Genomic DNA, 23,782 nt, shown 5'->3' with positions numbered 1-23,782 from the left:
CCGAAAAAGGACAAAGATTCTCTGTAGCCATAAATGTTCTAGCATAAAGAATCGGGGTAATAATGAGTCAAGACTATCCGCAATGTGCCAAGCTGAAAGATCAAGTGAATGCTCTCTTGCAACTGTTACAACAAGAACCAAACTTGCGCACTCAATACAGTACCCGAGAGATTGAACATTCCCTCAATAAGGCCATTGCACCGAAATTTGAAATCGTCTTTGCTGGGGCATTTAGTGCAGGTAAATCCATGCTAATCAATGCCCTGTTAGAACGGGAATTACTTTACAGCGCCGAAGGACACGCCACAGGGACAGAATGTTATATTGAATACGCCACTCCAGAAGAGGAACGAGTCGTTTTAACCTTCCTGAGCGAGTCAGAAATTCGGGAGCAAGTGCAACTGGTTTGTCAACGTTTAGGTTTAGGCTTAGACGGCAATATTAACCAAGCTGATGTCACTGAAACCCTGAAGAAAAAAGCACAACATATCATCGAACAAGAAGGGGGCGAAAGTAAATCTGAATATGCCAAACAAGCCAAAGCCTTAATTCTATTATTAGAGGGCTTTGAGCATAACCGAGATCGCATTGCTACCCTAGAAAATAAAATCTATTCAATGGATCAATTAGGCTTTTCCAACTTGAGTAAAGCCGCAGATTATGCCCGACGGGGCAGCAATAGCGCGGTGTTAAAACGCCTGCAATATTATTGCTATCATCCTCTGTTAGAAGATGGCAATGTGTTAGTGGACTTACCTGGCATTGATGCTCCAGTTCAGAAAGATGCTGACCTCACCTATCGCAAAATTGAAGATCCCGAAACGTCAGCCGTTATTACTATTTTAAAACCAGCTGCTGCCGGGGATATGACCACCGAAGAGACGGAATTGTTGGAGAAAATTAAAACGAATCCGGGCATTCGAGATCGGGTGTTTTACGTCTTTAACCGTATTGACCAAACTTGGTATAATGCCCAACTCCGTCAACGGTTAGATAACCTCATTCAAACCCAATTCCGGGACACCACAAGGATTTATAAAACCAGTGGACTGTTGGGCTTTTATGGTAGCCAGATTAAACAGACCACAGGACGCGATCGCTTTGGACTGGATTCCCTCTTTACCGAAAGCGTCAAAGGCATTGGGGGAGAGGAAGAAACCCCGCAATTTGTCAGCGAATTTAATAACTATTGTGCCAACTCCGGCAAACTCACCAGTAGCCCCTTTCGGGTGTCTGTGAATAGTTATGAAACCGCCAATGAAAACTATGTGCGCATTTTGAGTGAGTGGGGAACTCCCCTGATTGAACAGTTAATTACCGATAGTGGGATTGAAAGTTTTCGGAGTGCCATCACCCAGTATTTAACGGAAGAAAAACGCCCCCAACTCTTCACTACCTTAGCCAGTGATTTACAGCCCCTTTGTATTGGTCTAAAAAATTACTACAACAGTAAACGACAAGACTTGCAGAGTCAACCCCGTGAAATTGATGCCATGAAGGCGCAGGAGTTGGACAAACTCAACCAACAACTGCAAACCATTGGCGGTGAATTTAAATCATATTTGTCGCAAAAAGTCAATCAAATTATTGCCCGAGAAGATGTAGAATTTGAGCGAGACTTTACCCTGTTAAAACAACAAATGGTTGCCAAACTGGATGGACTTTTACAGACTTTCTCGGTGTTAGATGCTTACAAAAAAGCCACAGGCAGCCATGACCGCAATTCTACCGCGCCTTTCTTAGCTGTTCTCGTCGAAGCCCTCTATTACTTTTCCAATGAACTTGAAGATGTGTTAGTAGAATCTTCTCAACTCATTGTGAGCAGTTTTTGCCAACGTCTCTTAGAGTCCGTTAAAACAACGGACTGTTACCGGGAATTGTACCGCTTGTTAGGGAAAGATGGGGGAATTGAACAACAGTTCAAAGACTTGGAAAAGACGATGTTAAAGCTGGCGGAGAGTGCAGCACGGAAAGAATGCGATCGCTATGTGCGGGAAAGTCCTCGCTTTTATAATGAGGGGACTTTCTCAATTTACCAATTTCGGCAAACCTTACAACAAACCTCCCAAAGTTATGGGGCTGAAAGTATTGTCGAGGCAGAACCTGCCATTCGTCAACTGCTCAAGCTAGACTTTGAACCAAAAGTTTCCGCTACCATTCGCAGTGAATTCCGTCAAACCATTGATAACATGATTAAAACTGAAGTGTTGCCGTTGGCGGAACAATATCGACTCGATATTCTGCAAAAATATGACCAAGCGCGGGCTTATTTAGAACAAACCTTGGAGAAGGAAGCGGAGTTAAAGATTGCTCAAAATGAGCGACACTTGGAAGAAGTAGAGGAAAAAATTGCCATCTACAATGAAGCAGTACAAGGTCTTAATGCTTGCTTACAGTCCATGAATCTCTATAGTGGACAATTGCCGATGATTACCGATGATGTGGTAGTTATCCCGGAATTAGTGGTCGAAGCGGGAGAAGAATTGCCCCCGGATGAGAGTAGTGAAAGTCTTTAAAGACTGACTGTAACTGTATAGAAATCCGGTTTAGGGTAGTATCTTTTCACTTAGGTTGACACTCCCGCCGTTAATTGCGTTCCGCAATTCTTAGGGGGATTCTGCTTTCTGCGAAGCAACTTGCTCTGACAGAAACCGGGTTTTTAGACCTCTTGAGGAGAGGAGCAGACCTAACAGAGTATCGCCTTAAATCCCCCCTAATTCGCCTTAGAAACTGAGATTAGGGGGGATTTCCTACAACTTGAGATGAAGTCCCAAAATTTAGCCCCATAACAGCCACTCGGAACAGGGAGCAAGGCTAAAATCCTCTGCCTGCACCCCCGCCCCCACTACTCCCCCCGCCAAAACTACCCCCACCCCCGCTACTGCTACTAGAGGAAGAGGAAGAGGAAGAGGAGACACGGGGAATTACTCGCTCCGATTGTTTCCGATAACTACAACATTCACAAGTGTCTGTAATGCGTTCTAATCCGGTGCTATATTCCGTTGCAGAAACAACAGTTGTAGATGTCCTAGATACTGTAAATTCTTTGCCCGTTGGACATTCTAAATATTTCTGTCCTAAGCCACTGTTAATATAAGCTTTGAGATAAACTTCTTCACGACGGACAGGGTGATTTGTCGGAGTCCACCATCCCTCAAAAAAGGTGCTGCCTAATTGTTGGGCTGTTTTTTGGTGCTTATTGAGGATTGAAGGGAGAGTTTCTGAATCTAAAAGCTGCATTGGTGCTTGAGACTGGGCGTTATAAATAGGGCGTAAAGAACGCTGATTTTCTGATTTTTTAAACCGCCATTGGATGAGTTCTCGTGCGATGGGAAAACATCCTAATAAGCTGATAATAGCGGCCGTAACTCCACTCACAGTTAGGGGATTAAAATAGTCTAAAAATAGTTCGACAATACCCCGAATGTAGCCCCACTGCTCTAAATTTAATAACACCCAGAAAAAGAAGAGGATTAATGTAGCGAAGAAACTCACAATGATGCCAGTTACTGCACCGAGAAGACGCTCATTACGCGGGATAATGGCTATTAAGAGAATAATGGCGATCGCTTCCCAAAGAGAACGGAGGTCTACAATTCCCGGTATAACTATGATCCAAGTGCCTAGGATAATCAAACCTAGTAAAATCATCCATGTTCGTAGGCGCTGCTTCAGTCTTGTTGTGCCGACTGTTGCTTTATAGGCGAAGAAGAAAAAGATCGCTGTCACCAATAATACCCCCCCAAAGATGGCTAATTCCGGTGAGCGCTTGGATAGGGTAAAAATGGGTAAAATGGTTACGGCAAATAAAACACAAAACACTCCTATCCTCATGAATAAATAAACGGAAAAGTCACTGCGATCTATGCCTTTAATTCGCTTATATTCTCCAGGATTAACTAATACCGGTTTTGTGGAAAACTGACGAGAAATATTGTACAATATACCGGATAAAATGCCTGTAAATCCGGTCATGAACCAAAGAAAATTAGGCAGTTCTAAAGGAGGTGCTAAAGCGGGATCAAAGACTTGAGATTCTACTACTTTAATCAAGGCTTGAGTCCCGGCTAAAATCCCGTTATTAAAATCATCATTGCGAAAATAAGGCACAACATGATCATCTAAAATTCGCCCCACTCTGGCATCGGGTAAAATTCCCTCTATTCCATATCCGGTTTCAATTTCAACTCGCCGATCTCCCACGGAAGTTAAAAATAAAATGCCGTTATCTTGTCCCTCTTTCCCAATTCCCCACAGATTAAATAGTTGGGTTGCAAAATCTTTAGGGGTTAATAATTCATTGGTTTGGGGAATGGTAACAACGGCAATTTCTGCGCCATTTTTCCCTTCTAAATCTGTAATCATTTGATTTAACTGGGCTTCTGTGGCTGAATCAATCACATTCGCCATATCTGTCACCCAGCCCCCAGACACTTGGCGAGGATTGGGAACTTGCCCGGGGGTGACAGCATAACTGGGGGAAGGCTGTAAAAGTAGTGTAAAACTTAAGCAGAGAAGACCTAAACATCCGAGTAAAAATGTTCGGACTTTTGGCTGATTTTTAAGTTGAATTTTAAGATATTTCATGGTTTATAGGCAGCAACGGCACAAAAATCCATTGTAAATTGTACTTCATTTATTTGATATTAACAGGATTGTTCAAAAAAATTAATATTAAATCGTCAAATTTTGCCTAGGGTCTGATGCTAATTTGTTGGGTTTCGTACTCCGTTCCACCCAACCTAGGAATAAATTTCTGTTTTCCCTTTGATATTATGATAAATGTAGTGGCGTTAATAGGCGATTGGTTTATGAGTAATTCAAATGAGCATATTCCTGAAGAATTAGCGGATGAAGTGTTAGAAGTTGCCTCTCGGTTGTATCAAGAAACCCAAAGTCGTTATTCTTTGAGTCAGTTAGAAGAAGCGGGATCGGAGGTTTCGATTCCGCCAGAATTTATTCAAAAGGCGATCGCACAAGTAGAAGCCAGACAGCAACAAGCGGCGATCGCACAACAACAAAAACAACAGCGCAACGTCACCTTGACCTATGGGGGGATTGCCGTTGGGGTGTTCGTGCTGTTGTGGGGAATCTTCACCTACAATGGTCTGGCGGAACGTCAACAACAAGCTGAGGCCGCTTGGGCGCAGGTGGAAAATCAACTGCAACGACGGGCGGATTTAATCCCTAATTTATTGGCGGTAACTCAGGCACAAGCCCAACAGGAACAAGAAATTGTGCGTTTATTAACCCAGTCGAGAGAACAGTATTTACAGGCCACTTCTCAACAGGAAAAAATCGCGGCCACGACTGAAATGAATCGGGCGATTGGACAGTTTAATCAATGGGTGATCTCTCAACCTGAATTAGGTTCATCTCGGGCTTTTATCGGTCTACAAGATGAGTTAGCGGGAACGGAAAATCGCATTGCCACCGAACGACTCCGGTATAATCAAGCCATTCAACAATATAATCAATTTGTAAGACGATTTCCCAATTCAATTCTGGCCGGGATGGGGGGATTTGAGGCCAAGCCCTATTTCCAAGCAGAGAATACAGAATTGCCGAGAATTCAATAAAATGATGGCACTTTACCTGAGTTAGGGTGTGTCGTTTATTGAAAATGTTGTCTTATGTCTGCCCATTTTTCCTATTCTGCCCTCTGTTTCGGCCGTCCCTCTTGGGGGGTGCTGTTAGGTGTCGGATTGTGTCTCTTGGGGGGAGAGGTGAAGGCGCAAAGCCCCCTCCTGCCCAATCCGGCGGATTTATGGCCTTCGGGTCCCCCACCGGAGATGTTACCCGATACTCCGGTTTTTCCGACAGATCCCTTGCTCAATTTACCGTTACCCGATGAGGAAACGTCTCCCCCAGTTGTGGAGGGGGAGAGTGTTGTTTTACAACGGTTGGAATTGGTGGGCAATACGGTGTTTGGGGATGAGGAGTTACAGGGAGATTGGCAAGTGGGAGATCGTCTCTCTGTGACGGAGGTGATGACTTTATTGGGGGAGATTGATCGCAAGTATGAGGAGGGGGGCTATATTACCAGTGGCTCTTTTGTAGACTCGGAGGATTTTCGTCGGTTTCAGGAGACGGGGATTTTGCGAGTCCAGGTGAGGGAAGGGGGGATAGAGGAGATTCGAGTGAGGGTAGAGGGGCGATTACATCGGGAGTATGTGCGATCGCGCCTCAACTTAGCCACCACTCCCCCTCTCCATGAACCCACCTTACTTGATGGCCTACGGTTATTACAATTAGACCCCATGATTGAGCAGGTGCAAGGGGCGTTAGGGGCCAGTCCTCAAGGGGGACAGAGTGTTTTAGATGTGGTCGTAGTGGCGGCTAATCCGTGGTTTGGGGAGGTTTTGGCGGATAATGGGCGATCGCCGAGTGTGGGGAGTTTTCGCCGAGGTGTGACCATCGGACATCGTAGTTTATCCGGTTGGGGCGATCGCCTGCAAGTGGGTTACAGTAACACCGAGGGCAGCAATAGCTACGATTTCAGCTACACGGTACCCGTCAGTCCCCACAATACCACCGTCAATCTCACCACCGGAATCGCCACCAGTCGGATTATTGAACCCCCTTTTGTGCCGCTCAATGTGGAGTCCACCTCGCGCTATACTCAACTCAAGGTGCGCCATCCTTTAAAGCAAACCCCGAGTCAAGAATTCGCCCTTAGTTTAGCCTTATCGCGCACAGAAGGCGCTACTCGTTTACTGGATATTCCCTTTCCCCTCTCCCCCGGGGCTGATGCCGAGGGAAAAACCCAAATCACCGCCCTGCGTTTGAGTCAAGAGTGGACACAACAAAGCCATCAGCACATTTTAGCCCTCCGTTCTCAGTTTAGTCTCGGTCTGGACGCTCTAGGGGCAACGATTAATTCTCAGCCTCCAGATACCCGGTTTTTCGCTTGGCGAGGACAAGGGCAATATGTGCGTTTAATCGGGGATAGCACCCTAATTGTACGGGGAAATGTGCAATGGGGCGATCGCCCTTTAGTCCCTTCTGAACAGTTAGGCATGGGGGGATTCGGTACCGTGCGAGGCTATCGTCAGGATACCCTATTAACCGATCATGGCATCTCTGGAACCGTAGAGTGGCAGTTTCCCGTCTTGAGACTTCCCCAAGCCCCTAGCGTCCTTGTGGTGGCCCCTTTCGTGGATTTTGGCCTCGGGTGGAATCAGGGCAGTACCCCAGATAGGAATACTCTCGCGTCCGTTGGTTTGGGCTTACAATGGCTGATGAGCGATCGCCTTGTGGCCCGTCTCGATTGGGGAATTCCCCTCACCTCCCCTTCCTCCAGTCAACGGACTTGGCAAGAAAACGGTTTGCATTTTTCGATTCAAATTAATCCCTTTTGAACAGTTGCGTCTACTCTTGCAAGTTCGCTATTCTTAGGGAACTCCTCTAGTGTTAAGATTGAATCAGCCGGGGTGTTCTATCCTAGTCCTTTAATCTAGGGTGCATTTGCCACTTTTCTGCTCTCCCCCGTTGCGCCACAGTTGGGGAAAAACAGTTCAGAAAAAATCGTGTTAGAATTCATCCAACTTGAACAAAATAGCGACAAGATTGTTGACCGATTATTGAGTGGGAGCAGAACCCATGTGTATTTGCATTAATTGCCATTATGTAGATCGCTGCATAACCTATCATGCCGTAGAACACCAACATCAGCAACCCCATTTAACAGAAAATCCCACCTTTGAACCTCAAGAACCGTCGATTAATGTCAATATTCGACCGCAAGAGGACTATATTGAGATGGAATGGGATGTTGTGGGGTGTGAGAGTTTCTTAGAAGAAACAGGGAAATGGATGAAATTACGCCCCGGTGAACCTGTGCCGACGTGACAGACTCCCGGTTTTGTTGGGTTGCGCTGTGGCTCCACCTAACCTACAAGTCGGGGAATAATTAATAATTATCAATTATTAATTCTCAATTGTTTTGTTGGGTTACGCTGTCGCTCCACCCAACCTACAAATCGCGGAATAATTAACAATTCTCAATTATTAATTCTCAATTCTCAATTGTTTTGTTGGGTTGCGCTGTCGCTCCACCCAACCTACAAATTGCTTGGGGGAATGGGCGATCGCGCTTCCCCAAACCACCCAAGCTAAACCCAACTAGACCGAGGGTTTCAGGCTTTCGATTAACTGTTCCACCCGCGCTTTCACTTCATCCCGCACCCGAGGGAAAATCTCCGGTTGTTCGGCGGGATCATCCAGTTGCCAATCTTCAAACACCTCCCGCGTTAACCATTCCGGGGGTAAACTCACCCCACAGCCACAGAGGGAAATCACCACATCAAAATCCTCCGGTTGAAACTCTGCTAAGGCTTTAGACTGTTGATCTCGGATATCAATCCCAATTTCGTCCATAGCGGCGATCGCACCCGGATTCACCTGACTGGCCTCTAATCCTGAACTGGTAATACTGATCCCCTCCCCTGCTAACTGTTTAGCAAAGGCTTCCGCCATTTGGGACCGGGCCGAATTCTTCTTACAAACAAACATCACACGGGGCATAATTTCTTCCTTTTATCCTTGATTCGCTTTCCGTTCGCTGTAGCGGTCAGTGAGGTAATCCACCTTATCCCGCAACAACAGCGTAAATTTGTAAAGTTCCTCCATCACATCCACCACGCGATCGCGGTAGGGAGAATCTTTCATCGTTCCATCTTCATTAAACTCTTGATAAGCTTTCGCCACCGAAGACTGATTAGGGATGGTAAACATCCGCATCCAACGGCCTAAAATGCGCAGAGTGTTCACCGCATTAAAAGACTGAGATCCCCCACTCACCTGCATCACCGCCAAGGTTTTCCCCTGAGTCGGCCGCACCGCACCGATACTTAAAGGAATCCAATCGATTTGATTTTTCAGAATCCCGGTAATATTGCCGTGCATTTCCGGGGAAGACCAGACTTGACCCTCAGACCACTGACTTAAAGCACGCAACTCCTGCACCTTGGGATGGGATTCCTCCACTTGTCCCCGCAGGGGTAACTCATGGGGATGGAAAAACTTGACCTCGGCCCCCATCTCCGTAATAATTCGCGCCGCTTCCTCCGCTAACAAACGACTATAGGAACGTTCCCGCAAGGAGCCATATAAAAACAGAATGCGGGGGGGGTGATCAAAATTGCTCATGACAGTCCTTCAAACAACGAGGATCTAATAAAGTGGCTTTTTCCGGTTCCCGGGGAAACCAGAAGGCCGTCCGTTTGCAAAATTCCACTAACATCAACATGACCGGAACTTCAATCAGTACCCCGACGACCGTAGCTAAAGCGGCACCGGAGTTTAGACCGAACAACATCACCGCCGTTGCGATCGCCACCTCAAAATGATTACTCGCCCCAATCAACGCCGCCGGGGCCGCATCTTCGTAGGACATTTTCAATTTTAAAGCCGCCACATAAGCGATTAAGAAAATGAAATTGGTTTGGATAAACAACGGCACCGCAATCAGCAAAATATGCAAGGGATTTTCAATAATCACATCCCCTTTAAACGCAAACAGCAACACCAAAGTTAGTAACAAAGCCGTCACAGCAACAGGACTGAGATACTTTAAGAAAACTTGCTCAAACCAAGCCTTCCCCTTGTTTTTCAAAATCCAATAACGGCTATACATTCCCGCCGCCAAAGGTAAACCCACATAAACAAACACCGATAAAACAATCGTTTGCCACGGCACCATTAAATTACTTTCCGCCAGTAACCATTTCCCCAAAGGAGCATAGAGAAACAACATCGTGAGGGAATTAACCGCCACCATCACCAAGGTATGACCTTGATTGCTATAGGACAAATACCCCCACATCAACACCATCGCCGTACAGGGAGCAATTCCTAACAGAATCGCCCCCGCAATATAAGACGTAGCAAAGGTCACTGATTCCCCCCGAATGATTTCCGTCCCACTTAAGAGAGGAGCAAACAACCAACCTAAAAAGAATTGGGCAAAAACAAACATTGTAAAGGGTTTAATCAGCCAGTTTACCACCAAGGTTAACAGGACGGGTTTAGGAGTCTTGGCTGCTTGTACCGCTTGAGTAAAATCAATCTTAACCATGATGGGGTACATCATGAAAAAGAGACAAATAGCAATGGGAATGGACACATTATAAACACTCATTGCGTCCAAACTTCGGGCAACACCGGGGAATAACTTCCCTAAAGCAATGCCTCCTAAAATGCAAAAAATAACCCAGACCGTGAGATACTTTTCAAAAATATTCAAAGTGCCACCCGCTTGGACAGCCTGGGTATTCACTCGGGACGATTCACTCATGAGATTTTTATAAAAAACAACTAAAACTTAGCCGGTTGGCGCAACATATCCGGTAAGGTGAGATCAAATTGAGATTTACCCCCAAAAACCGTTCCCACCTCGCCTTTATACAGGATGACTTTCCCTAACTCATAGGCTTCTTCTGGCAGAGGAATATAGCCTATTTTTTCGGCAATTCGTTCCCCATTATCCAGATAAAATCGGATAAATTCCTGCAACTTAGGATTCTTTTGTGCCATTGCCAAGTTGACATAAATAAACAAAGGACGACCCAAGGGTTGATAGGTCGCATCAGCTACGGTTTCCCGGGATGGTAAGATAGCCCCATTGCCATTGTCAATAGCTAACGCTTTTAAGCGGTGTTGATTTTGTTCATAATAAGCCAAGCCAAAATAGCCCAGTGCGTTAACATCTTGACTCACCGCTTGAACCGTTAAATTATCATCTTCGTTCCCCACATAATCTTTCCGACTGATTTTAATTTCAGCCATTACAGCTTCATTAAAATAGTCGTAAGTTCCAGAGTCTACATCGGCACCAAAGAGATTAATCGGACGATCGGGTAAACTGGGACGAATTTGATTCCAGTTTCTAATCTGTCCTTCCGCGTTAGGATGCCAGAGGGTTTTTAACTCCTCTAAGGTGATGCTATCCATCCAGTTATTTTGTGGGTTCACCACAACGGTTAAAGCATCAAAAGCAACAGGAATTTCTAGATAGGGAACTTTACTCTCCCGACAGGCCACAATTTCCTCTTGACTAATGGGACGAGATGCCCCACTAATTTGGGTTTCCCCCCGGCAAAATTTTCTAAATCCCCCACTGGTGCCGGAAATATCCACGCTAATTTGAACGGGGGTTTTAGCGTTTCTTTCTTTGGTTTGACTGTGTTCTTGGAATTCCTCCACCACGGCCTGAGTGATGGGGTAAACGGTGCTAGAACCATCAATGCGAATGGGTTGGGGGGGTTGGGACTGCGCTTGGTTGCAAGCGGCTAGAAGGAGGGCAGAGGCAACACTCAGGGCGCTAGTTTTGAGTGGGGTAGATGGGGTCATAGTGTTTTTTGGGGTTCGTTGAGTATTATATATCAAAAATATTTGATATAAACATTAAGGGAACTTAAAGGACAGGTAAATTGAGGGTGGAAGAATTCAGTTAGGTTCTTCACTCCCTATTCTTCACAAGGACGAGCGGCAATAATGGGGCTAAAACGACGTAATTCGGCGAAATACTGCTCTAAAAGGACAAATTGACTGAGATTGAGGCGGTAATAAATCCAGCGTCCAGCTTGACGGGGGAGGATGAGATTCGCGGATTTGAGGATTTTGAGGTGAAAGGATAGCTTAGACTGGGCAACGGTGAGGCGATCGCCTAATTCACACACACACAACTCCTCAGTCCGCAGGAGGTCGATGATTTGCAGCCGTAGGGGATCAGATAAAGCCTGAAAACTGGCTTGTAGGGTGGTAGCATCACTAGGAGAGGATAGTTGCATCAATTTTCTTTGAAATATCTGCTGGGTATTATAGGTCAAGGCTCGCCGGAGATTCAATCCTGAAATGGGTTCAGGTCTCCCGCTTTTACTATGGCATCTGCCGCCGCTACAATGGCGGGAAAGCTCATTCTTTAAATTTTCTTTTAATTATATGAAAGTCGAATCAATTAAAATTCACAACTTCAAACGATTTAAAGACCTAGAAATTTCGTTCAAGAATAATATTCTGGACGAGGTGAGCGATCGCTATTTGATCCTCGGCGATAACGGAACAGGTAAAACCACCCTTTTACAGGCGATCGCGCTTCCTTTAGCCTTAGCAACTGGTCGGATTCGAGATGTAGCAGATTTCAACTGGATCGGTTTCCTTCCCGGTCGCCATTTTAGGTGGGGATCGCCCAAAATTGAGATGCAGATTTTATTTGAGGAGGAAGAATTAAAAACCACTTCTAAACTAGCCCAAAAATGGTACGATGCTCAACCGGACGAGTTCAAAGAGATGCGCGAATTTGTCGAACCCGGAGACAGCCGGAGAGTTCGCCTTTTGTTAAACGGTGATTTTTGGAAAGCGGGAGATACTCCAGCAGAACGCGCCCAATTTAGAGGAAGATATTATGCTCAATGGTTTATCAATAGGAGAGATCAATCTGTCCAACCTTATTTTGCGAAACTTCCCGGAGTTTTTTGGTTTGACCAATTTAGGAACTTAGGTTCCCATTCCACGCCAGACAGTAGCAGAGACAATCTCCACGAAAGTAGTAGTGAAGCATCCTTTGATGTTGGAGTCGGGATTTTACGACAATATCTGATTGATTGGCACAGAAATCAAGAATCAGGAATTGGTGATTATTCAAATAGTTATTTATTGCAGATAGAAAGACTTTATAAAAAAGTCTTTCCCGATCGCTCATTTGCTGGGGTCGAAAAACTGCCTAGTCAAAATGATCCGACAGGTTCAGAAACTTATTTTCTTCTGAATGATGGATATAGAACCTATGACGTTGAAGAAATGTCAGCCGGAGAGCAGTCAGTTTTTCCTTTATTATATGAATTTGTCAGACAACAAATTGCTTATTCGGTAGTCTTAATCGATGAAATAGATTTGAATTTACATCCTCCGGCTGCTCAATATTTTGTCTCGCAACTGATGAAAATTGAACCGACCTGTCAATTTATTATTACCACTCACTCCGACTCGGTAAGCAATATTGTTGGAGAAGGTGAAACCTACCGTTTACCGGGAGGAACGCTGTGTCTGTAACGAATCTTTACTGCGAAGGAAGTCCGAAAAGCATTGATATTCGCGTTATTCGTCAGTTATTACCCAAATGTGAAATTCGCCCTCTCGGGGGCAAAACGTCCAGCTTTCTGAGTAGTATTATCGCCGACCGTCGCCGACAACCCAATTTAGCTTGTTTGGTCGATCATGATTTTGATTGTCGAGATTGGGAAATAACCAATGAACCCATTCAATGTGTATATGATCAAATATGGGTCGGTTGGGCGTGGGAGAGAAAAGAGATTGAAAACTATTTAATCGATCCGGTAGTCGTCCGAAACGCATTAGGAAAGAAAGCACCATTAGACTCTGATTATCAGAATGCTTTAGACCAAGCAGCGGAGAAAATTGCTGCATATTCGGCGGCAAGAACTGCTTTAGCTTGCGAAAAGTTTAAGAATTTTTGGGGCGACAAAGTTCGACAAGGACATTCATTCCCGCCCACACTAGGCGAAGATTACTGTGAAGTAAGGATAGCTGAAATTGTTAGAGAATATAAGGGCGAGAGAATTGTGTCACCCGAAAATGTGCAAGGGAAATTCAGGGATTTACTTCCTAAATTCAAATCAGCAGGATCTCGTTTTCAAAATTATCTCCATTATTTTGCGGGGAAGGATTTACTCTACGCCATGAGAGAAAAACTTCGCGATTTTGGATTTGAAGATAGTGCAAATAAAAAGCACCCAGAGGAAGTATTTATTGAAAAAGTTGTGACTCGAATTGAACGTAAAGATGGGGTCTGGGAGTGGTTGCCAGAATGGCAGAAACTTCGTCAGTTGATTGAGGAGACTGATTTTTCCAAAAGTTGAAATCAATTAATCCCAACCCACCCCCTTATTAATAGCCCGTTGTCGCTCATTTAAACGCTCCTCACAGAGCAATTGCAAGAGAAAATGTTCAAACTGGAGGGCAAGGTCTGGGGCTTCTTGGGAGAGGTGTTGGAGGGCTCCAGGGGAGAGATAATATAGTAAACTGGGTTGGTCGATAATGACGGAAGAGAGACGGACTTGATCACTCGATAACCCAGTTTTACCCACAATACTCCCCGGATTAAACCGCCACAAGCGCTTAATTTCTCCGTCGGATTGTTCTAGATAGGCGCTGAGTTGACCAGAGGCCACTAAATATAATCCTTCTGCGGCATCTCCTTGATGGAAGAGGGTATGAGCGGCCGGAAACTCCCTCGGTTCGAGATAGTGGAGAAATTTCTGCACTTTGGCCACATCCCCAAAGACGGCCTGAAGTTCAAGAATTAACTGTTCTGATTGCATCTGTTCCAACCACTGATCTAAGTCAGGAAACAGACGACGATAGGGAAAGAGATGATGGTGGATAATCTGATCTTCGCACCATTCTAAGGCCCGTTCCAAATCCGGGAAAATATTCCACTGTTGACAGTGGGGTTGAGGATGGTCAAAACAGCCACCTTGTTGCAGTTGAGAGAGCAGAGAAGGGCGCAAATGACTAAAAACGAGGGTGATCTCTTGTTGGCTGGCGATTTGTTGAATCCGGACGAAACTGCGGACGGCGGAGGAGTCTAGGCCGGATACTTGGCTAAAATCGAGGAGGATAAACTGAATTTTGGCGTTGATGTCTAACTTACTTTCTTCTTGGGTGGGGGCTAGAAGACGCTCTTGAATGTATTCGAGGAGTTTGTGGGCGGTGCCGAAAAAGAGGAATTGATGGAGGACGAGGATCAGGATTTGTTGTCCTTTTTGAGCCAAGATGCGCTTTTGGTAGGGGAGGCGAATCACTTGACTGGGGTAGGATGCGCCGGAAAAGGTGAGTTGGATGGGGTTAATGCGGCTATAGTTAACGGCAAAGGTGGCGATCGCAACCGCTAACCCCAAACTCACACCTTCCAAAAACCCAAAGCTGGCCACCACCAATAAAATCCCCCAGACAATGGCATAATCCAGACGGGGTAACTTGTGCCGCGCTTCTATGACCCATTCCCAGAGGAAGCCAAAGCCCAAGAACAAGGTTAACCCTCCTAAGACAAACTTGGGCAAAAAGGCCACCACCGTAGAGCCGAAAATCAAGGCAATGGCAGACACCACAGCCACCCCCACCCCCACTAAGCGACTTTTAGCCCCCATGCGATAGGGTAACACCGAGGATCCCAAGGCATGGTAGCTAATAGCCCCACAGCCTAACCCCGCTACTATATTCGCTAGGCCAACGGTGCGTAATTCCTGATCTAAGTCCATATCTCGGGCGACGGCTAATTCAATGCCACTGACGTTTAATAACAAACTCACGACACTGACAATGGCAATGGTGGCAAAGTGGGGGGTTTGTTGCCACACTACTGACCATTCAATGGTTGAGAGGTGATGCCAAGTGAGGGGATGCCATAATCCCCCGTCGGTGTTGTTGGCCAATAACCATCCTTGGAGGCGGGCGGTGTTAATGTCAGTGTGGGTGATGCCTAAGATGGCATAAAAAAGCGCGATCGCCAGGAACAATCCCCCCGGCACTAAAGACCAGTGATTAGAACGACGGGACAGGATTAATAACCCACTCCCAAAGACTACCCCTGTGAACCAGTGATAGAAAATATCCCCTTGGAAGAAACTGCCCAGGGTGCTAAAAGTCAAGGGACGAGCGGCCATAGCTTGTAAAGGACTCCGCACCAATAACCAACCACTCCCGGCAATAAATCCCCCAATGACGGGGTAGGGGAAAAAGCGGATGAGGTTGCCCAATTGGAGAAACCCCAGACCCCAAAAGGCCCCGGCTGTAATGAGGGTGGAAAGTGCGATCGCCGCCATCGTCGTTAAAAACAGCGCCTCCCCCCCCGCATCCGGAGCCATTTGCGCCACAATGGGCGGCACCAACAGCGCTAAAACCGCCGTAGACTGGGGTTGAGGGTGAGCCACCACATTCTCTGAGGAACTGGTCAGCGCCAGCCAAAAACTCACCACAGCGCCACTAAACAACAGCATCCCAATCCCCCAAGGGAGATAGTCCGTCAAAGGCCCAGAAAAAATAAACACCGCATAGGAGAAGCACAAACTCACGCGGATAATACCCACCACCACCCCGGCCGTTAAGCTGGGAATCAAGCGACTCGGTTCCAGTTCTTCTTTAAAGTTCATCTGAACTGCATCAATTTTGGTCTTCCGCTAAGATTTCTCCTGCCAAGCCCCATGTTTTCGGGCATAATAATCCAAAATGTTCTGAACTTGCTGCACTTGTTCCTCCTGCTCTTCATACTCTAAACACAGGGAAGCGATTTGACTCTGTTGATAGTTGAATTTCCCCTCTTCTTGGGGGGTAAGGGTGACAGAAACCCCCACCACTTGCCGTAAATGAGCCGCGACCTCTCGATAAACGGCCAAGGGCATTTGAGAACAATAAATTTCCGTACTCTGCTTCATCTTCTTGCTCTGTTTGGGTCTATTCCGAATGACCAAAGCCGATTGACAATCTGAATTTAACAAGGGAATAGGGAATAGGGAATAGGGAATAGGGAATAGGGAATAGGGAATAGGGAATAGGGAATAGGGAATAGGTAATTTCTCCCCTGCCCCCCTGCTCCCCTGCTCCCCTGCCCCCCTGCTCCCCTGCTCCCCCGCTCCCCCTCTCCCCTGCTCCCCTGCTCCCCGACTCCCGGACTTATTCCGTAAGCCCTAACTACTCGGACGACCTCGCCTTAAAGATACCGTTTCCGAGGGAGTCTCCGAGGCCGGGGGTTCACCCACAGCGCGAGTCACTTCCATCCCTAACTCTTCCAAAATAACCACCGGTTGAGCGCGTCCTCGGACTTCAATCCGTTTCACTAAAACCTGTCCATTGGCTAAATAGTCCCCCACTCGGACATAACGACTTTTTTCAGTAGGGGCTTGTAAAATCGCTCGGGTTTCCCCGTTTACCGTCACCACCCCCGTCACCTGCACCGCTTGGGCTAAGGTGGGTTCAGGTAGCGAGGGCAGGTCAGGGATAAAATCTGGTCGTGGGGGTTCTACCCCATTGGGGGAGGGAATTCCGGGAACCGAAGGGGTTTCGGTGGGGGCGGCAGGGATTCCGGGGGCCGGGGGAGTTTGGGCGGTATCTCCTGATGGGGCTTGACCGGGGGAGACTGGGACTCCTTGACCTTGGGGATTCGGGACTCTTGGGGGCGGTAAACGATCGGACGCTCTCACACCATCAAAGGGACTGGGAGGACGTTGAGGAATCCGGATGGGGGTGATGGGGGGGCGTGCTGGAGCGGGGCTGCCTGGGGCTCCTGGGGCTCCCGGTGGAGGCGCGGCAGCTTGGGCGATTTGGGTGCGAGTGGTTGGCGCGACGGGAATGGTGGCGAAGGGATCACTCCGTCCGGCCTGTTCTTGAACACTCTGGCGTAATACTTCCCCACTGGGGAGGCGGATTAAGCCTTGAGCGGCGGCGGTCTGGGCCGCTTCTCCGGTCACGAGGGGATCTTCAAAATCTGGGTCTTCTTCTGCCTCTTCTTCCTCAGCCTCGGGCAACTCTTGGGGCGGGGGTGGGGGGTCTTGTACTACGATTTCTGAATCTCCACCATCATCAAAATTGTCACCTCCGAAGAAGGGTAGAGACTCGCAACCGCTTATTCCTAGGGAAAGGGCGATCGCAGACAGTAAAAGAAGTAAGTTGTATTTAGCCATCTCTCCTCAGCCTGAATCAATTAGATAGATTGAATCCCATCACCCCCAATTCTAGACGAAGAACGATCTGTCATCTGCAAGTCGTTAAGTTCCGGTGGTGACTAGAGATTCTCCCCTCATACTAGCCTTTTCCCATCAAACCCTTCAGGGCGTTTAGACCTTTTTTGACCCGACGGGAGACTGTCACCACACTAATCCCCATGCGTTCGGCTACTTCTTTTTGGGTTAAATCATGCAGAAAAACGAATTCTAGAACATCTCGGGTGCGTTGTTCGAGTTGGACTAAAGACTGTTGCAGACGAATGCGATCTTCTTGGGCGAGTTGGAAACTGCGATACTGATGATCGGGAACTAATTCCCCTAAACTGGTCAGACCCTCATCTCCTTCCCCAACGGGGAGGTCTAAACTTAGGGGTTCTCGATTTTGATAGGCCAGTTGAATCTCTTGCCACTCCATCAGGGACAATCCCACCTTTTCGGCAATCTCCTGATCCGTCGGGGGGCGGTTCAGTTCAGCCCTCAGAGAACGGGTGCTGGCGATCGCCTGTTGCCGCAGTTCTAACCATCGTCTCGGAATCCGCACCGAAGAGCCTTTATCCCGCAAATAGTGCTGAATTTCGCCCCGAATATAGGGAATGGCAAACGAACTAAAAGCATGACCTTTCGAGAGATCAAACCGTTCAATCGCTCGAATTAAACCTAAACACCCCACTTGTAACAAATCTTCATAGCTTTCCGTGCATTGTTTGACCCAGTGGTGTGCTTCTTTCCGCACTAAGCCTAAATTCAGGGTGACAATCTCATTGCGCAAGGTCGAGTCCGGATTTTCTTGGTATTGGCGCAATAATTCCAAACTATCACTCTTCAAACTGATAGTTGGGAGGTCAGGACTGGGTAAACTATCAGTAGATGAATGATCAGGTCGGATAGAACGAGACACGGCAGTAGACATGGTATAGAAAAACCCTGTTTTGAAGATGGAATGAAAAGATGGAATCCACAAGATGGAACACCAAAGCCTGACAAATTATAGAAGCATTTCCCTAGGATGAAACCAAAGCAACCCTTTTCGGAAAAATTTCTGCTCGTTGCTTGTCATGCTAGCCTTTAGAAGTTTGAGAGTAAACCATCCAATGCCAGATTAGAGACTTGAGGCTGAGGACGATTTTATAAAGTTTTCAGAATTTTCTCCCTTCCAAGTTTATTCGTTTCCGCGAAGGCCTTGCAACAGTGATTTCCCCGAAATTGCTGTATTTAGGGGTTTTGTCAGAAATATTAACAAATCGTGAAGTTATTACTCAAGGGCAAGACAAGGTTGTTTTCACTCTTCTTGTCCCTTGCTCCCTGAATGGGATCAGACCCTCTAGCCTTAGAAAAAACAGTGATTAGCTGATGGTGACAGCTAATCACTGTTTTGCAAATCTCCCAACTGGGATCTTGAGAAAATAAACCGCTTGTTGCCAATTATTGCGCAGAAACGCGAGCGTAGAAGATTCCACGAATTTTCACTTCTTCGGGATCTTCTGCACCCAAGTCTGTTGCAGAAGGTTGAACGCTCACGAAGTTACCCGCAATTTCTCCTGTGCTACCGTCAACTTTAGTCACTTGTAAGGAGATTTCACCTTTTCCAGTAACTACTCGTTTGGTATTCGCCCGTTCCAAATCATCTACGTCTGCGGCAGAGGGAAGAGCCACGGCGTTATCATAACCACTAGCTACCCCACGACCTTTGGGATCTAAGAACACTGCGCCCCGATAGGAGGGGACGTTAAATTCCCCTTTAAAGTCCGTGGAGGTGTTGATCGAATCAAAACCGGGTTCGGTGCTGGCCACTAATTGCTTAATGGTAAACAGGAAAGGAACTTGCTCGCCCCCCGGTAATAAAACGGTAATGGCTTGGAAGTCGAGTCCGCCCTCTTCGGTAAAGGTCAGTACGCCATTACTGCCCGATTTAACGTTGCCGTAAACTTGTTCAATACTCGATGTATAACGAGTGAGAACTTTTCCCTGCACAAATTCTGCTTCTTTGCGCTTGTTGGAGGGTTCTTCTTTCACGAAATACTCTCTGGGTTCTAAGCACAAGTCGGTCACTTCATAAACCTGACCCCCAGCAATGGGAATAGTGCCACGGGCGGTTTCTTCGAGTTCAGGACATAGATTAGCTAAACCCGTATTCAAAATTTGATCATAGGTCAATTGGTTGCGATTGGCAGCACTTACTGCACCATCACTACAAGCGGTTAGCACCCCTAGACATAGCACTAGGAACGCCATAATAACTGCACGATAATGCCTCATAGTCAACCTCTGTTATTGTCAATCTCTGATTTCGATTTAATCTTTAAAGGCTTGGCTATTGATTCTGCGCGAGAAGGATTCCATCTAAGATCAAATGGATTTCCTTGGAGAATATTCTGTTTTCCGCGTTAATCCTGCGTTGGCGTTAGCCTTCCGTAGGAATCACCACTAGACAGAGCCAAGTTTTGGGTTGTGTTCTAAAAGCTTGTATTAAGCTCTGTTGACATCCCCTTCGCACCAATTGAAGATGATGCGCAGAGACTTTCCCTCAGACTTTGAGAGAAAAGGTTCAAGTCCAACATCATATTATCATCACGGATGTAGCTATTTAGATCCGGTTGTTCAACATCGATCCTGCAATGGGGGCAATCCTTGTAAAATGTCCCTTAGCTTTAAACATCAGTGGGGAGAACACATTGGATTCACAGCAACTCGAAACACAGCTAGAAACACTGGGTCGGGATATCTTTGCTTTAGCTCAAAGTCTGGACGGGGATAGTATGGCACTCCTTTCCCTACTACGACATCTCGAACAAGTTCACCGTCAAATCCGCGAGGACTTGTTTCTGACCTCTTTACCGGATACTCGTCAAGCCCTAGATAATATTCTCCGAGATATTGAGGAGGTGGGAGGATGGCCTTATATTGAGCGCCTTAAATTGCAAGCTCTTTTAGGCAGTGCGGCCTGGTCTAGTTCTAGGGACACTGAGGGGGATCTACCGGAAACCACCAATTGAAGCTCTCCCCCCAACCCCAAGGCTGACAAGTTAAGCTTGTGTGCCTTGTGTCAAGTCCCAGATATAGCGTTTGATAAATTGGAAAACACTATTTATGGGGTAGTTCACTACCGCATTTTCCCTATTCCCTGACCTTGACAAGAGGAGAAAAGGCTTAACTTGTCAAGGTTGGGTTGAGAGTGGTTGCTCCTCCCCCGAACCTTAAAGCAAAAAGAGAGGCCCGAAAAGACCTCCCCCAAAAAGCTCAAGTCAAGCCCTCTAACCTAGGACAATCCGGCATTCGTTCCGGGTTTCCCTGTGGCCAGTTGTACCTTAACGATTTTGCCCCCCATTTTCATGATGCGCTGTTGTTCGCGGAACCAGTTATCGTAGGGAACCAGCTTGGTGAAATAAGTATTTTGTAATTCACGCTGTGTGCGAATACGAGTTTGACTCGGTACGCAAGCCGTGACTTTAAACATTCTCATGGTTAGAATTATCCTCTTGTTTCAATCGACGACTCTAAAGGAAAAGGATTCAACATTTCCCTACCTATGGCAAAGTTCGGGAGTTAACGAACCAATACTAGACGGTCAAAACTTATCTTGAGCCAGATAGACAAGCCTTTAACTTACTAGCACTCGCTCGCCGACTACCCGAACTGCTTTCTTGATTCGGAGTCTGGTGCTGACCAGTCTAAGACCTTAGCTTAAACCAGAGGAAATGTAGTCGAAGTACACACCCATTTCTTTACCAGCGTCGGGACCGACTAAGCTAGCGGTGACTTCTTTCATCGCTTGGATGGCTTGAACGGTGGCACCGATGGGAACGCCTAAAGAATTGTAGGTTTCTTTTAAACCGTTGAGAACGCGCTCATCTAAGATGGAAGGATCGCCAGCTAACATCGCGTAGGTGGCATAGCGCAGGTAGTAGTCTAAGTCGCGGATACAAGCAGCATAGCGACGGGTGGTGTACATATTCCCACCGGGGCGGGTGATGTCGGAGTACAGCAGGGATTTAGCTACGGCTTCTTTAACGATACCAGCAGAGTTGGCGCTGATTACGCTAGCAGCACGCACGCGGAGTTGTCCGGTGGCGAAGTAGCCTTTTAGCTTCTCCATAGCAGCAGCGTCAAGGTACTTCCCTTGAACGTCAGCAGAGTTGATAACGGCGGTAATTGCGTCTTGCATTGTTTATTTCCTTATCTCACCTATTTCTTAGAATTGTTCACAGGGAGGCGTTCTTATGGTTGCGCTACCCTTGCGATCAGATCATGGGGTTGTGTTGTGTTGAACAGTGGGGAGATTCCCTTACTGCATTGCACCAACAACATAGTCAAAGTAGGTGCCAGCTTCGGCTGCATCGTCAGCAGACATTAAGCTAGTCGCTACTTCTTTCATTTTGGTGACGCTCAGAGCAACAGCCTCAATAGGAGTTCCCAAGGACTTGTACATTTCGCGCACACCCACTAAACCGATTTCTTCGATAGGGGTGACATCACCAGCAACTACACCATAGGTGATTAGACGCAGGTAGTAGTCCATATCACGCAGACAGGTGGCGGTCATTTCTTCGCCGTAAGCGTTTCCACCGGGGGAAACCACGTCGGGACGTTGTTGGAATAATTTGTCGCCAGCTTCTTTTACGATGCGCTCGCGGGACTCGGTTAGAGTTTGAGCAATGCGCAGGCGGCTTGCGCCACTGGTTACAAATGCTTTGATTCGATCTAACTCACCAGGGCTGAGGTAACGAGCCTCTGCATCGGCATTCACGATGGATTTCGTGACAATACTCATTCTATGGATTCCTCCAGTTTAAAAAAATTAGACCAGATTGAGATTTAACTGGTTTTTCTTAACGGGGTTGCAGATGCTGCTACACATTAGGTTAGAGTCAGCAACCTTCCCGAATTATTTTGCGGCATTGTGTTCACCTTCGTTGTGAGTTCGTAATATTTTGTAATGTTTTCCTCATTTTTTGCCAAGGATGGGGGATCTTTTGGTCATAAGGGAAAGCCTGCACAAAGGGAATTAAATGTCAAGAAAAGTTATTTGCTTTTTGTAAAGCAAAAATGAGGTTCAGCGAGTCCTAGCTGAGGGCAAAGCGGGGTTTTAAGGCTTTCATGTTCCTTTGGGCAAGGGTTTGGGCTTGTTGGTGCAGGGGAACGATGGTAAAGCGATCGCCTAGCGCCCCGACAAAATGGCTCAAGTAGGCGAGTTTCTTGTAACTGGGGAGGTTCATGGCGGGGAAAAAAGCGAGTTCCGGGGCATCTTCGGCGCCGAGGAAGTCGAGGGGGTGGAGTAGGAGGGAGGGCTGGGTTTTGGTGAGACGGCAGAGGGTGAGGGCGAGATTAAAGTAGAGTTGGGCTAGGGGGGGGGAGAAGACGCTGAGGTACAGTAAATAACTGAAGTGGATGGGGATTTTAAATAAGGGCATGGTGGTGACGGGAATTTCCATCAGTCGGGTTTCTTCTAAGCGCCACTGGTAGGGATTGAGGGGGCGGAATCCTTCCTCAAATTTGCCGAAAAGGGCTTTGCGTTGGTCGAGGTCTTCTTGACTCAGGTTACTGGTCATAAAATAGTAGGCGCGGGCGAGGGGGCCCAGGAAGGTGGGGAAGGTGGAGGCATCGTAGAGGTAGCCCCGACGTTGGAGGATTTTGAGGACGGTGGGGGAACAGCTAAAACCGGGGCCTCGAAAGCCGATGGGGGTTTTTCCGGTGGCCTGGGCGATCGCATTTTCGGCTTTTTCGATTTCGGTTTCAATCTCCGCCTCGGAATAGAGGTGCAGCCAAGGTTCATGATTAAAGGAATGATTCCCCACTTCATGACCCGCTTGGGCAATCTGTTTGAGGGCGGCGTGATTCTTTTCTAAGGCCGCATCTTGACCCACAATAAACACGGTGATGGTTAAATGGCGGTTTTCGAGAAAGTCTAAAAACCGAGGCACGACAACATCAAGGTAGGAAGGAAAGGATTCCCATCCTGCGTCTCCGTGGGTCTTCATATAGGACCATTTGTTATCGAGATCAAGGGATAAACTGGCTAGGGGTTTTTTCTTGTTCATGGGATT

22 protein-coding genes are annotated in these 23,782 nt (G+C 46.9%); 7 read left to right on the top strand and 15 right to left on the bottom strand.

All coding sequences use genetic code 11. The features are described from left to right. Positions 1–62: 62 nt before the first annotated feature. Positions 63–2,516, top strand: a complete 2,454-nt coding sequence (locus K4A83_RS06800) for a dynamin-like GTPase family protein (RefSeq protein ID WP_265263704.1) — start codon at positions 63–65, stop codon at positions 2,514–2,516. 298 nt (positions 2,517–2,814) lie between these two features. On the opposite strand, the gene K4A83_RS06795 is transcribed toward K4A83_RS06800, so the two are convergent. Further along, complete coding sequence (locus tag K4A83_RS06795; RefSeq protein WP_265263703.1) at positions 2,815–4,587, bottom strand: TPM domain-containing protein; 1,773 nt, start codon at positions 4,585–4,587, stop codon at positions 2,815–2,817. A 224-nt stretch (positions 4,588–4,811) separates the two neighbouring features. Here K4A83_RS06795 and K4A83_RS06790 point away from each other — a divergent pair, with 224 nt between their 5' ends. From K4A83_RS06790 to K4A83_RS06780, 3 genes are all read left to right on the top strand, one after another. Next, positions 4,812–5,579 (top strand): LemA family protein, encoded by a 768-nt coding sequence (locus tag K4A83_RS06790; RefSeq protein ID WP_265263702.1) that lies wholly within the window; start codon positions 4,812–4,814, stop codon positions 5,577–5,579. 54 nt (positions 5,580–5,633) lie between these two features. Next, complete coding sequence (locus K4A83_RS06785; RefSeq protein WP_265263701.1) at positions 5,634–7,361, top strand: ShlB/FhaC/HecB family hemolysin secretion/activation protein; 1,728 nt, start codon at positions 5,634–5,636, stop codon at positions 7,359–7,361. Between the two features lie 241 nt (positions 7,362–7,602). Next, positions 7,603–7,851, top strand: coding sequence for a Ycf34 family protein (locus K4A83_RS06780; RefSeq protein WP_265263700.1), 249 nt, complete (start codon positions 7,603–7,605; stop codon positions 7,849–7,851). A gap of 273 nt (positions 7,852–8,124) precedes the next feature. Here K4A83_RS06780 and arsC read toward each other — a convergent pair whose 3' ends face one another. The 5 genes from arsC to K4A83_RS06755 all read right to left on the bottom strand — a co-directional run bounded on the left by arsC (position 8,125) and on the right by K4A83_RS06755 (position 11,792). After that, the gene (arsC, locus tag K4A83_RS06775) at positions 8,125–8,526 is read right to left on the bottom strand and encodes an arsenate reductase, glutathione/glutaredoxin type (protein WP_265263699.1); all 402 of its coding nucleotides are present in this window, start codon (positions 8,524–8,526) and stop codon (positions 8,125–8,127) included. A 12-nt stretch (positions 8,527–8,538) separates the two neighbouring features. Then, the gene (gene arsH / locus K4A83_RS06770) at positions 8,539–9,150 is read right to left on the bottom strand and encodes an arsenical resistance protein ArsH (protein WP_321161000.1); all 612 of its coding nucleotides are present in this window, start codon (positions 9,148–9,150) and stop codon (positions 8,539–8,541) included. Beyond that, positions 9,137–10,297 carry an ACR3 family arsenite efflux transporter gene (gene arsB, locus K4A83_RS06765; RefSeq protein ID WP_265263698.1) on the bottom strand — a complete coding sequence of 387 codons (1,161 nt, stop codon included), beginning with the start codon at positions 10,295–10,297 and terminating at the stop codon, positions 9,137–9,139. The genes arsH and arsB overlap by 14 nt, the downstream gene beginning before the upstream one ends. A gap of 20 nt (positions 10,298–10,317) precedes the next feature. Then, positions 10,318–11,352, bottom strand: coding sequence for a PstS family phosphate ABC transporter substrate-binding protein (locus K4A83_RS06760; protein WP_265263697.1), 1,035 nt, complete (start codon positions 11,350–11,352; stop codon positions 10,318–10,320). A gap of 116 nt (positions 11,353–11,468) precedes the next feature. Then, complete coding sequence (locus K4A83_RS06755; RefSeq protein WP_265263696.1) at positions 11,469–11,792, bottom strand: ArsR/SmtB family transcription factor; 324 nt, start codon at positions 11,790–11,792, stop codon at positions 11,469–11,471. A gap of 151 nt (positions 11,793–11,943) precedes the next feature. On the opposite strand from K4A83_RS06755, the gene K4A83_RS06750 reads away from it, so the two are divergent. Together K4A83_RS06750 and K4A83_RS06745 are read left to right on the top strand one after the other, a co-directional pair. Then, entirely contained in the window at positions 11,944–13,053 is a 1,110-nt protein-coding gene (locus tag K4A83_RS06750) for an AAA family ATPase (RefSeq protein WP_407809924.1), read from the top strand. Then, a complete protein-coding gene (locus K4A83_RS06745) occupies positions 13,044–13,880 on the top strand; it encodes a hypothetical protein (protein WP_265263694.1) in 837 nt (278 codons plus the stop codon). The genes K4A83_RS06750 and K4A83_RS06745 overlap by 10 nt, the downstream gene beginning before the upstream one ends. Positions 13,881–13,886: 6 nt before the next feature. On the opposite strand, the gene K4A83_RS06740 is transcribed toward K4A83_RS06745, so the two are convergent. From K4A83_RS06740 to psbO, 5 genes are all read right to left on the bottom strand, one after another. Continuing rightward, positions 13,887–16,172, bottom strand: a complete 2,286-nt coding sequence (locus tag K4A83_RS06740; protein WP_265263693.1) for a SulP family inorganic anion transporter — start codon at positions 16,170–16,172, stop codon at positions 13,887–13,889. Positions 16,173–16,199: 27 nt separating this feature from the next. Then, positions 16,200–16,454, bottom strand: a complete 255-nt coding sequence (locus K4A83_RS06735) for a hypothetical protein (protein ID WP_265263692.1) — start codon at positions 16,452–16,454, stop codon at positions 16,200–16,202. Between the two features lie 252 nt (positions 16,455–16,706). Then, positions 16,707–17,699: a hypothetical protein gene (locus tag K4A83_RS06730; RefSeq protein ID WP_265263691.1), complete on the bottom strand. Its 993-nt coding sequence runs from the start codon at positions 17,697–17,699 to the stop codon at positions 16,707–16,709. Between the two features lie 121 nt (positions 17,700–17,820). Beyond that, positions 17,821–18,651, bottom strand: coding sequence for an RNA polymerase sigma factor SigF (locus K4A83_RS06725; RefSeq protein ID WP_265263690.1), 831 nt, complete (start codon positions 18,649–18,651; stop codon positions 17,821–17,823). A 512-nt stretch (positions 18,652–19,163) separates the two neighbouring features. Continuing rightward, entirely contained in the window at positions 19,164–19,997 is an 834-nt protein-coding gene (psbO, locus tag K4A83_RS06720; RefSeq protein ID WP_265263689.1) for a photosystem II manganese-stabilizing polypeptide, read from the bottom strand. A 416-nt stretch (positions 19,998–20,413) separates the two neighbouring features. On the opposite strand from psbO, the gene K4A83_RS06715 reads away from it, so the two are divergent. Beyond that, entirely contained in the window at positions 20,414–20,734 is a 321-nt protein-coding gene (locus K4A83_RS06715) for a hypothetical protein (RefSeq protein ID WP_265263688.1), read from the top strand. Between the two features lie 263 nt (positions 20,735–20,997). On the opposite strand, the gene K4A83_RS06710 is transcribed toward K4A83_RS06715, so the two are convergent. The 4 genes from K4A83_RS06710 to K4A83_RS06695 form a co-directional block, all read right to left on the bottom strand. Beyond that, positions 20,998–21,201 carry a phycobilisome linker polypeptide gene (locus K4A83_RS06710; RefSeq protein ID WP_026079788.1) on the bottom strand — a complete coding sequence of 68 codons (204 nt, stop codon included), beginning with the start codon at positions 21,199–21,201 and terminating at the stop codon, positions 20,998–21,000. A gap of 216 nt (positions 21,202–21,417) precedes the next feature. Then, the gene (apcB, locus tag K4A83_RS06705; protein WP_017305378.1) at positions 21,418–21,903 is read right to left on the bottom strand and encodes an allophycocyanin subunit beta; all 486 of its coding nucleotides are present in this window, start codon (positions 21,901–21,903) and stop codon (positions 21,418–21,420) included. 120 nt (positions 21,904–22,023) lie between these two features. Continuing rightward, positions 22,024–22,509, bottom strand: coding sequence for an allophycocyanin subunit alpha (gene apcA / locus K4A83_RS06700; protein ID WP_017305377.1), 486 nt, complete (start codon positions 22,507–22,509; stop codon positions 22,024–22,026). Positions 22,510–22,801: 292 nt separating this feature from the next. Beyond that, on the bottom strand, positions 22,802–23,776 hold the full coding sequence (locus tag K4A83_RS06695; RefSeq protein WP_265263687.1) for a polysaccharide deacetylase family protein: 975 nt from the start codon (positions 23,774–23,776) through the stop codon (positions 22,802–22,804). Positions 23,777–23,782: the final 6 nt, after the last annotated feature.

It is taken from the genome of Spirulina subsalsa FACHB-351 (genome assembly GCF_026130165.1).
In the GTDB taxonomy this organism is placed as follows: Bacteria; Cyanobacteriota; Cyanobacteriia; order Cyanobacteriales; family Spirulinaceae; genus Spirulina_A; species Spirulina_A subsalsa_A.
Note: the sequence above shows the minus strand (reverse complement) of the source record. Positions and strands in the feature narration are given on the sequence as shown.

Coding starts and splice junctions, on each gene's coding strand:
- K4A83_RS06800 (WP_265263704.1), top strand. CDS start 63: ATGAGTCAAGACTATCCGCAATGTGCCAAGCTGAAAGATCAAGTGAAT.
- K4A83_RS06795 (WP_265263703.1), bottom strand. CDS start 4,587: ATGAAATATCTTAAAATTCAACTTAAAAATCAGCCAAAAGTCCGAACA.
- K4A83_RS06790 (WP_265263702.1), top strand. CDS start 4,812: ATGAGTAATTCAAATGAGCATATTCCTGAAGAATTAGCGGATGAAGTG.
- K4A83_RS06785 (WP_265263701.1), top strand. CDS start 5,634: ATGTCTGCCCATTTTTCCTATTCTGCCCTCTGTTTCGGCCGTCCCTCT.
- K4A83_RS06780 (WP_265263700.1), top strand. CDS start 7,603: ATGTGTATTTGCATTAATTGCCATTATGTAGATCGCTGCATAACCTAT.
- arsC (WP_265263699.1), bottom strand. CDS start 8,526: ATGCCCCGTGTGATGTTTGTTTGTAAGAAGAATTCGGCCCGGTCCCAA.
- arsH (WP_321161000.1), bottom strand. CDS start 9,150: ATGAGCAATTTTGATCACCCCCCCCGCATTCTGTTTTTATATGGCTCC.
- arsB (WP_265263698.1), bottom strand. CDS start 10,297: ATGAGTGAATCGTCCCGAGTGAATACCCAGGCTGTCCAAGCGGGTGGC.
- K4A83_RS06760 (WP_265263697.1), bottom strand. CDS start 11,352: ATGACCCCATCTACCCCACTCAAAACTAGCGCCCTGAGTGTTGCCTCT.
- K4A83_RS06755 (WP_265263696.1), bottom strand. CDS start 11,792: ATGCAACTATCCTCTCCTAGTGATGCTACCACCCTACAAGCCAGTTTT.
- K4A83_RS06750 (WP_407809924.1), top strand. CDS start 11,944: ATGAAAGTCGAATCAATTAAAATTCACAACTTCAAACGATTTAAAGAC.
- K4A83_RS06740 (WP_265263693.1), bottom strand. CDS start 16,172: ATGAACTTTAAAGAAGAACTGGAACCGAGTCGCTTGATTCCCAGCTTA.
- K4A83_RS06735 (WP_265263692.1), bottom strand. CDS start 16,454: ATGAAGCAGAGTACGGAAATTTATTGTTCTCAAATGCCCTTGGCCGTT.
- K4A83_RS06730 (WP_265263691.1), bottom strand. CDS start 17,699: ATGGCTAAATACAACTTACTTCTTTTACTGTCTGCGATCGCCCTTTCC.
- K4A83_RS06725 (WP_265263690.1), bottom strand. CDS start 18,651: ATGTCTACTGCCGTGTCTCGTTCTATCCGACCTGATCATTCATCTACT.
- psbO (WP_265263689.1), bottom strand. CDS start 19,997: ATGAGGCATTATCGTGCAGTTATTATGGCGTTCCTAGTGCTATGTCTA.
- K4A83_RS06710 (WP_026079788.1), bottom strand. CDS start 21,201: ATGAGAATGTTTAAAGTCACGGCTTGCGTACCGAGTCAAACTCGTATT.
- apcB (WP_017305378.1), bottom strand. CDS start 21,903: ATGCAAGACGCAATTACCGCCGTTATCAACTCTGCTGACGTTCAAGGG.
- apcA (WP_017305377.1), bottom strand. CDS start 22,509: ATGAGTATTGTCACGAAATCCATCGTGAATGCCGATGCAGAGGCTCGT.
- K4A83_RS06695 (WP_265263687.1), bottom strand. CDS start 23,776: ATGAACAAGAAAAAACCCCTAGCCAGTTTATCCCTTGATCTCGATAAC.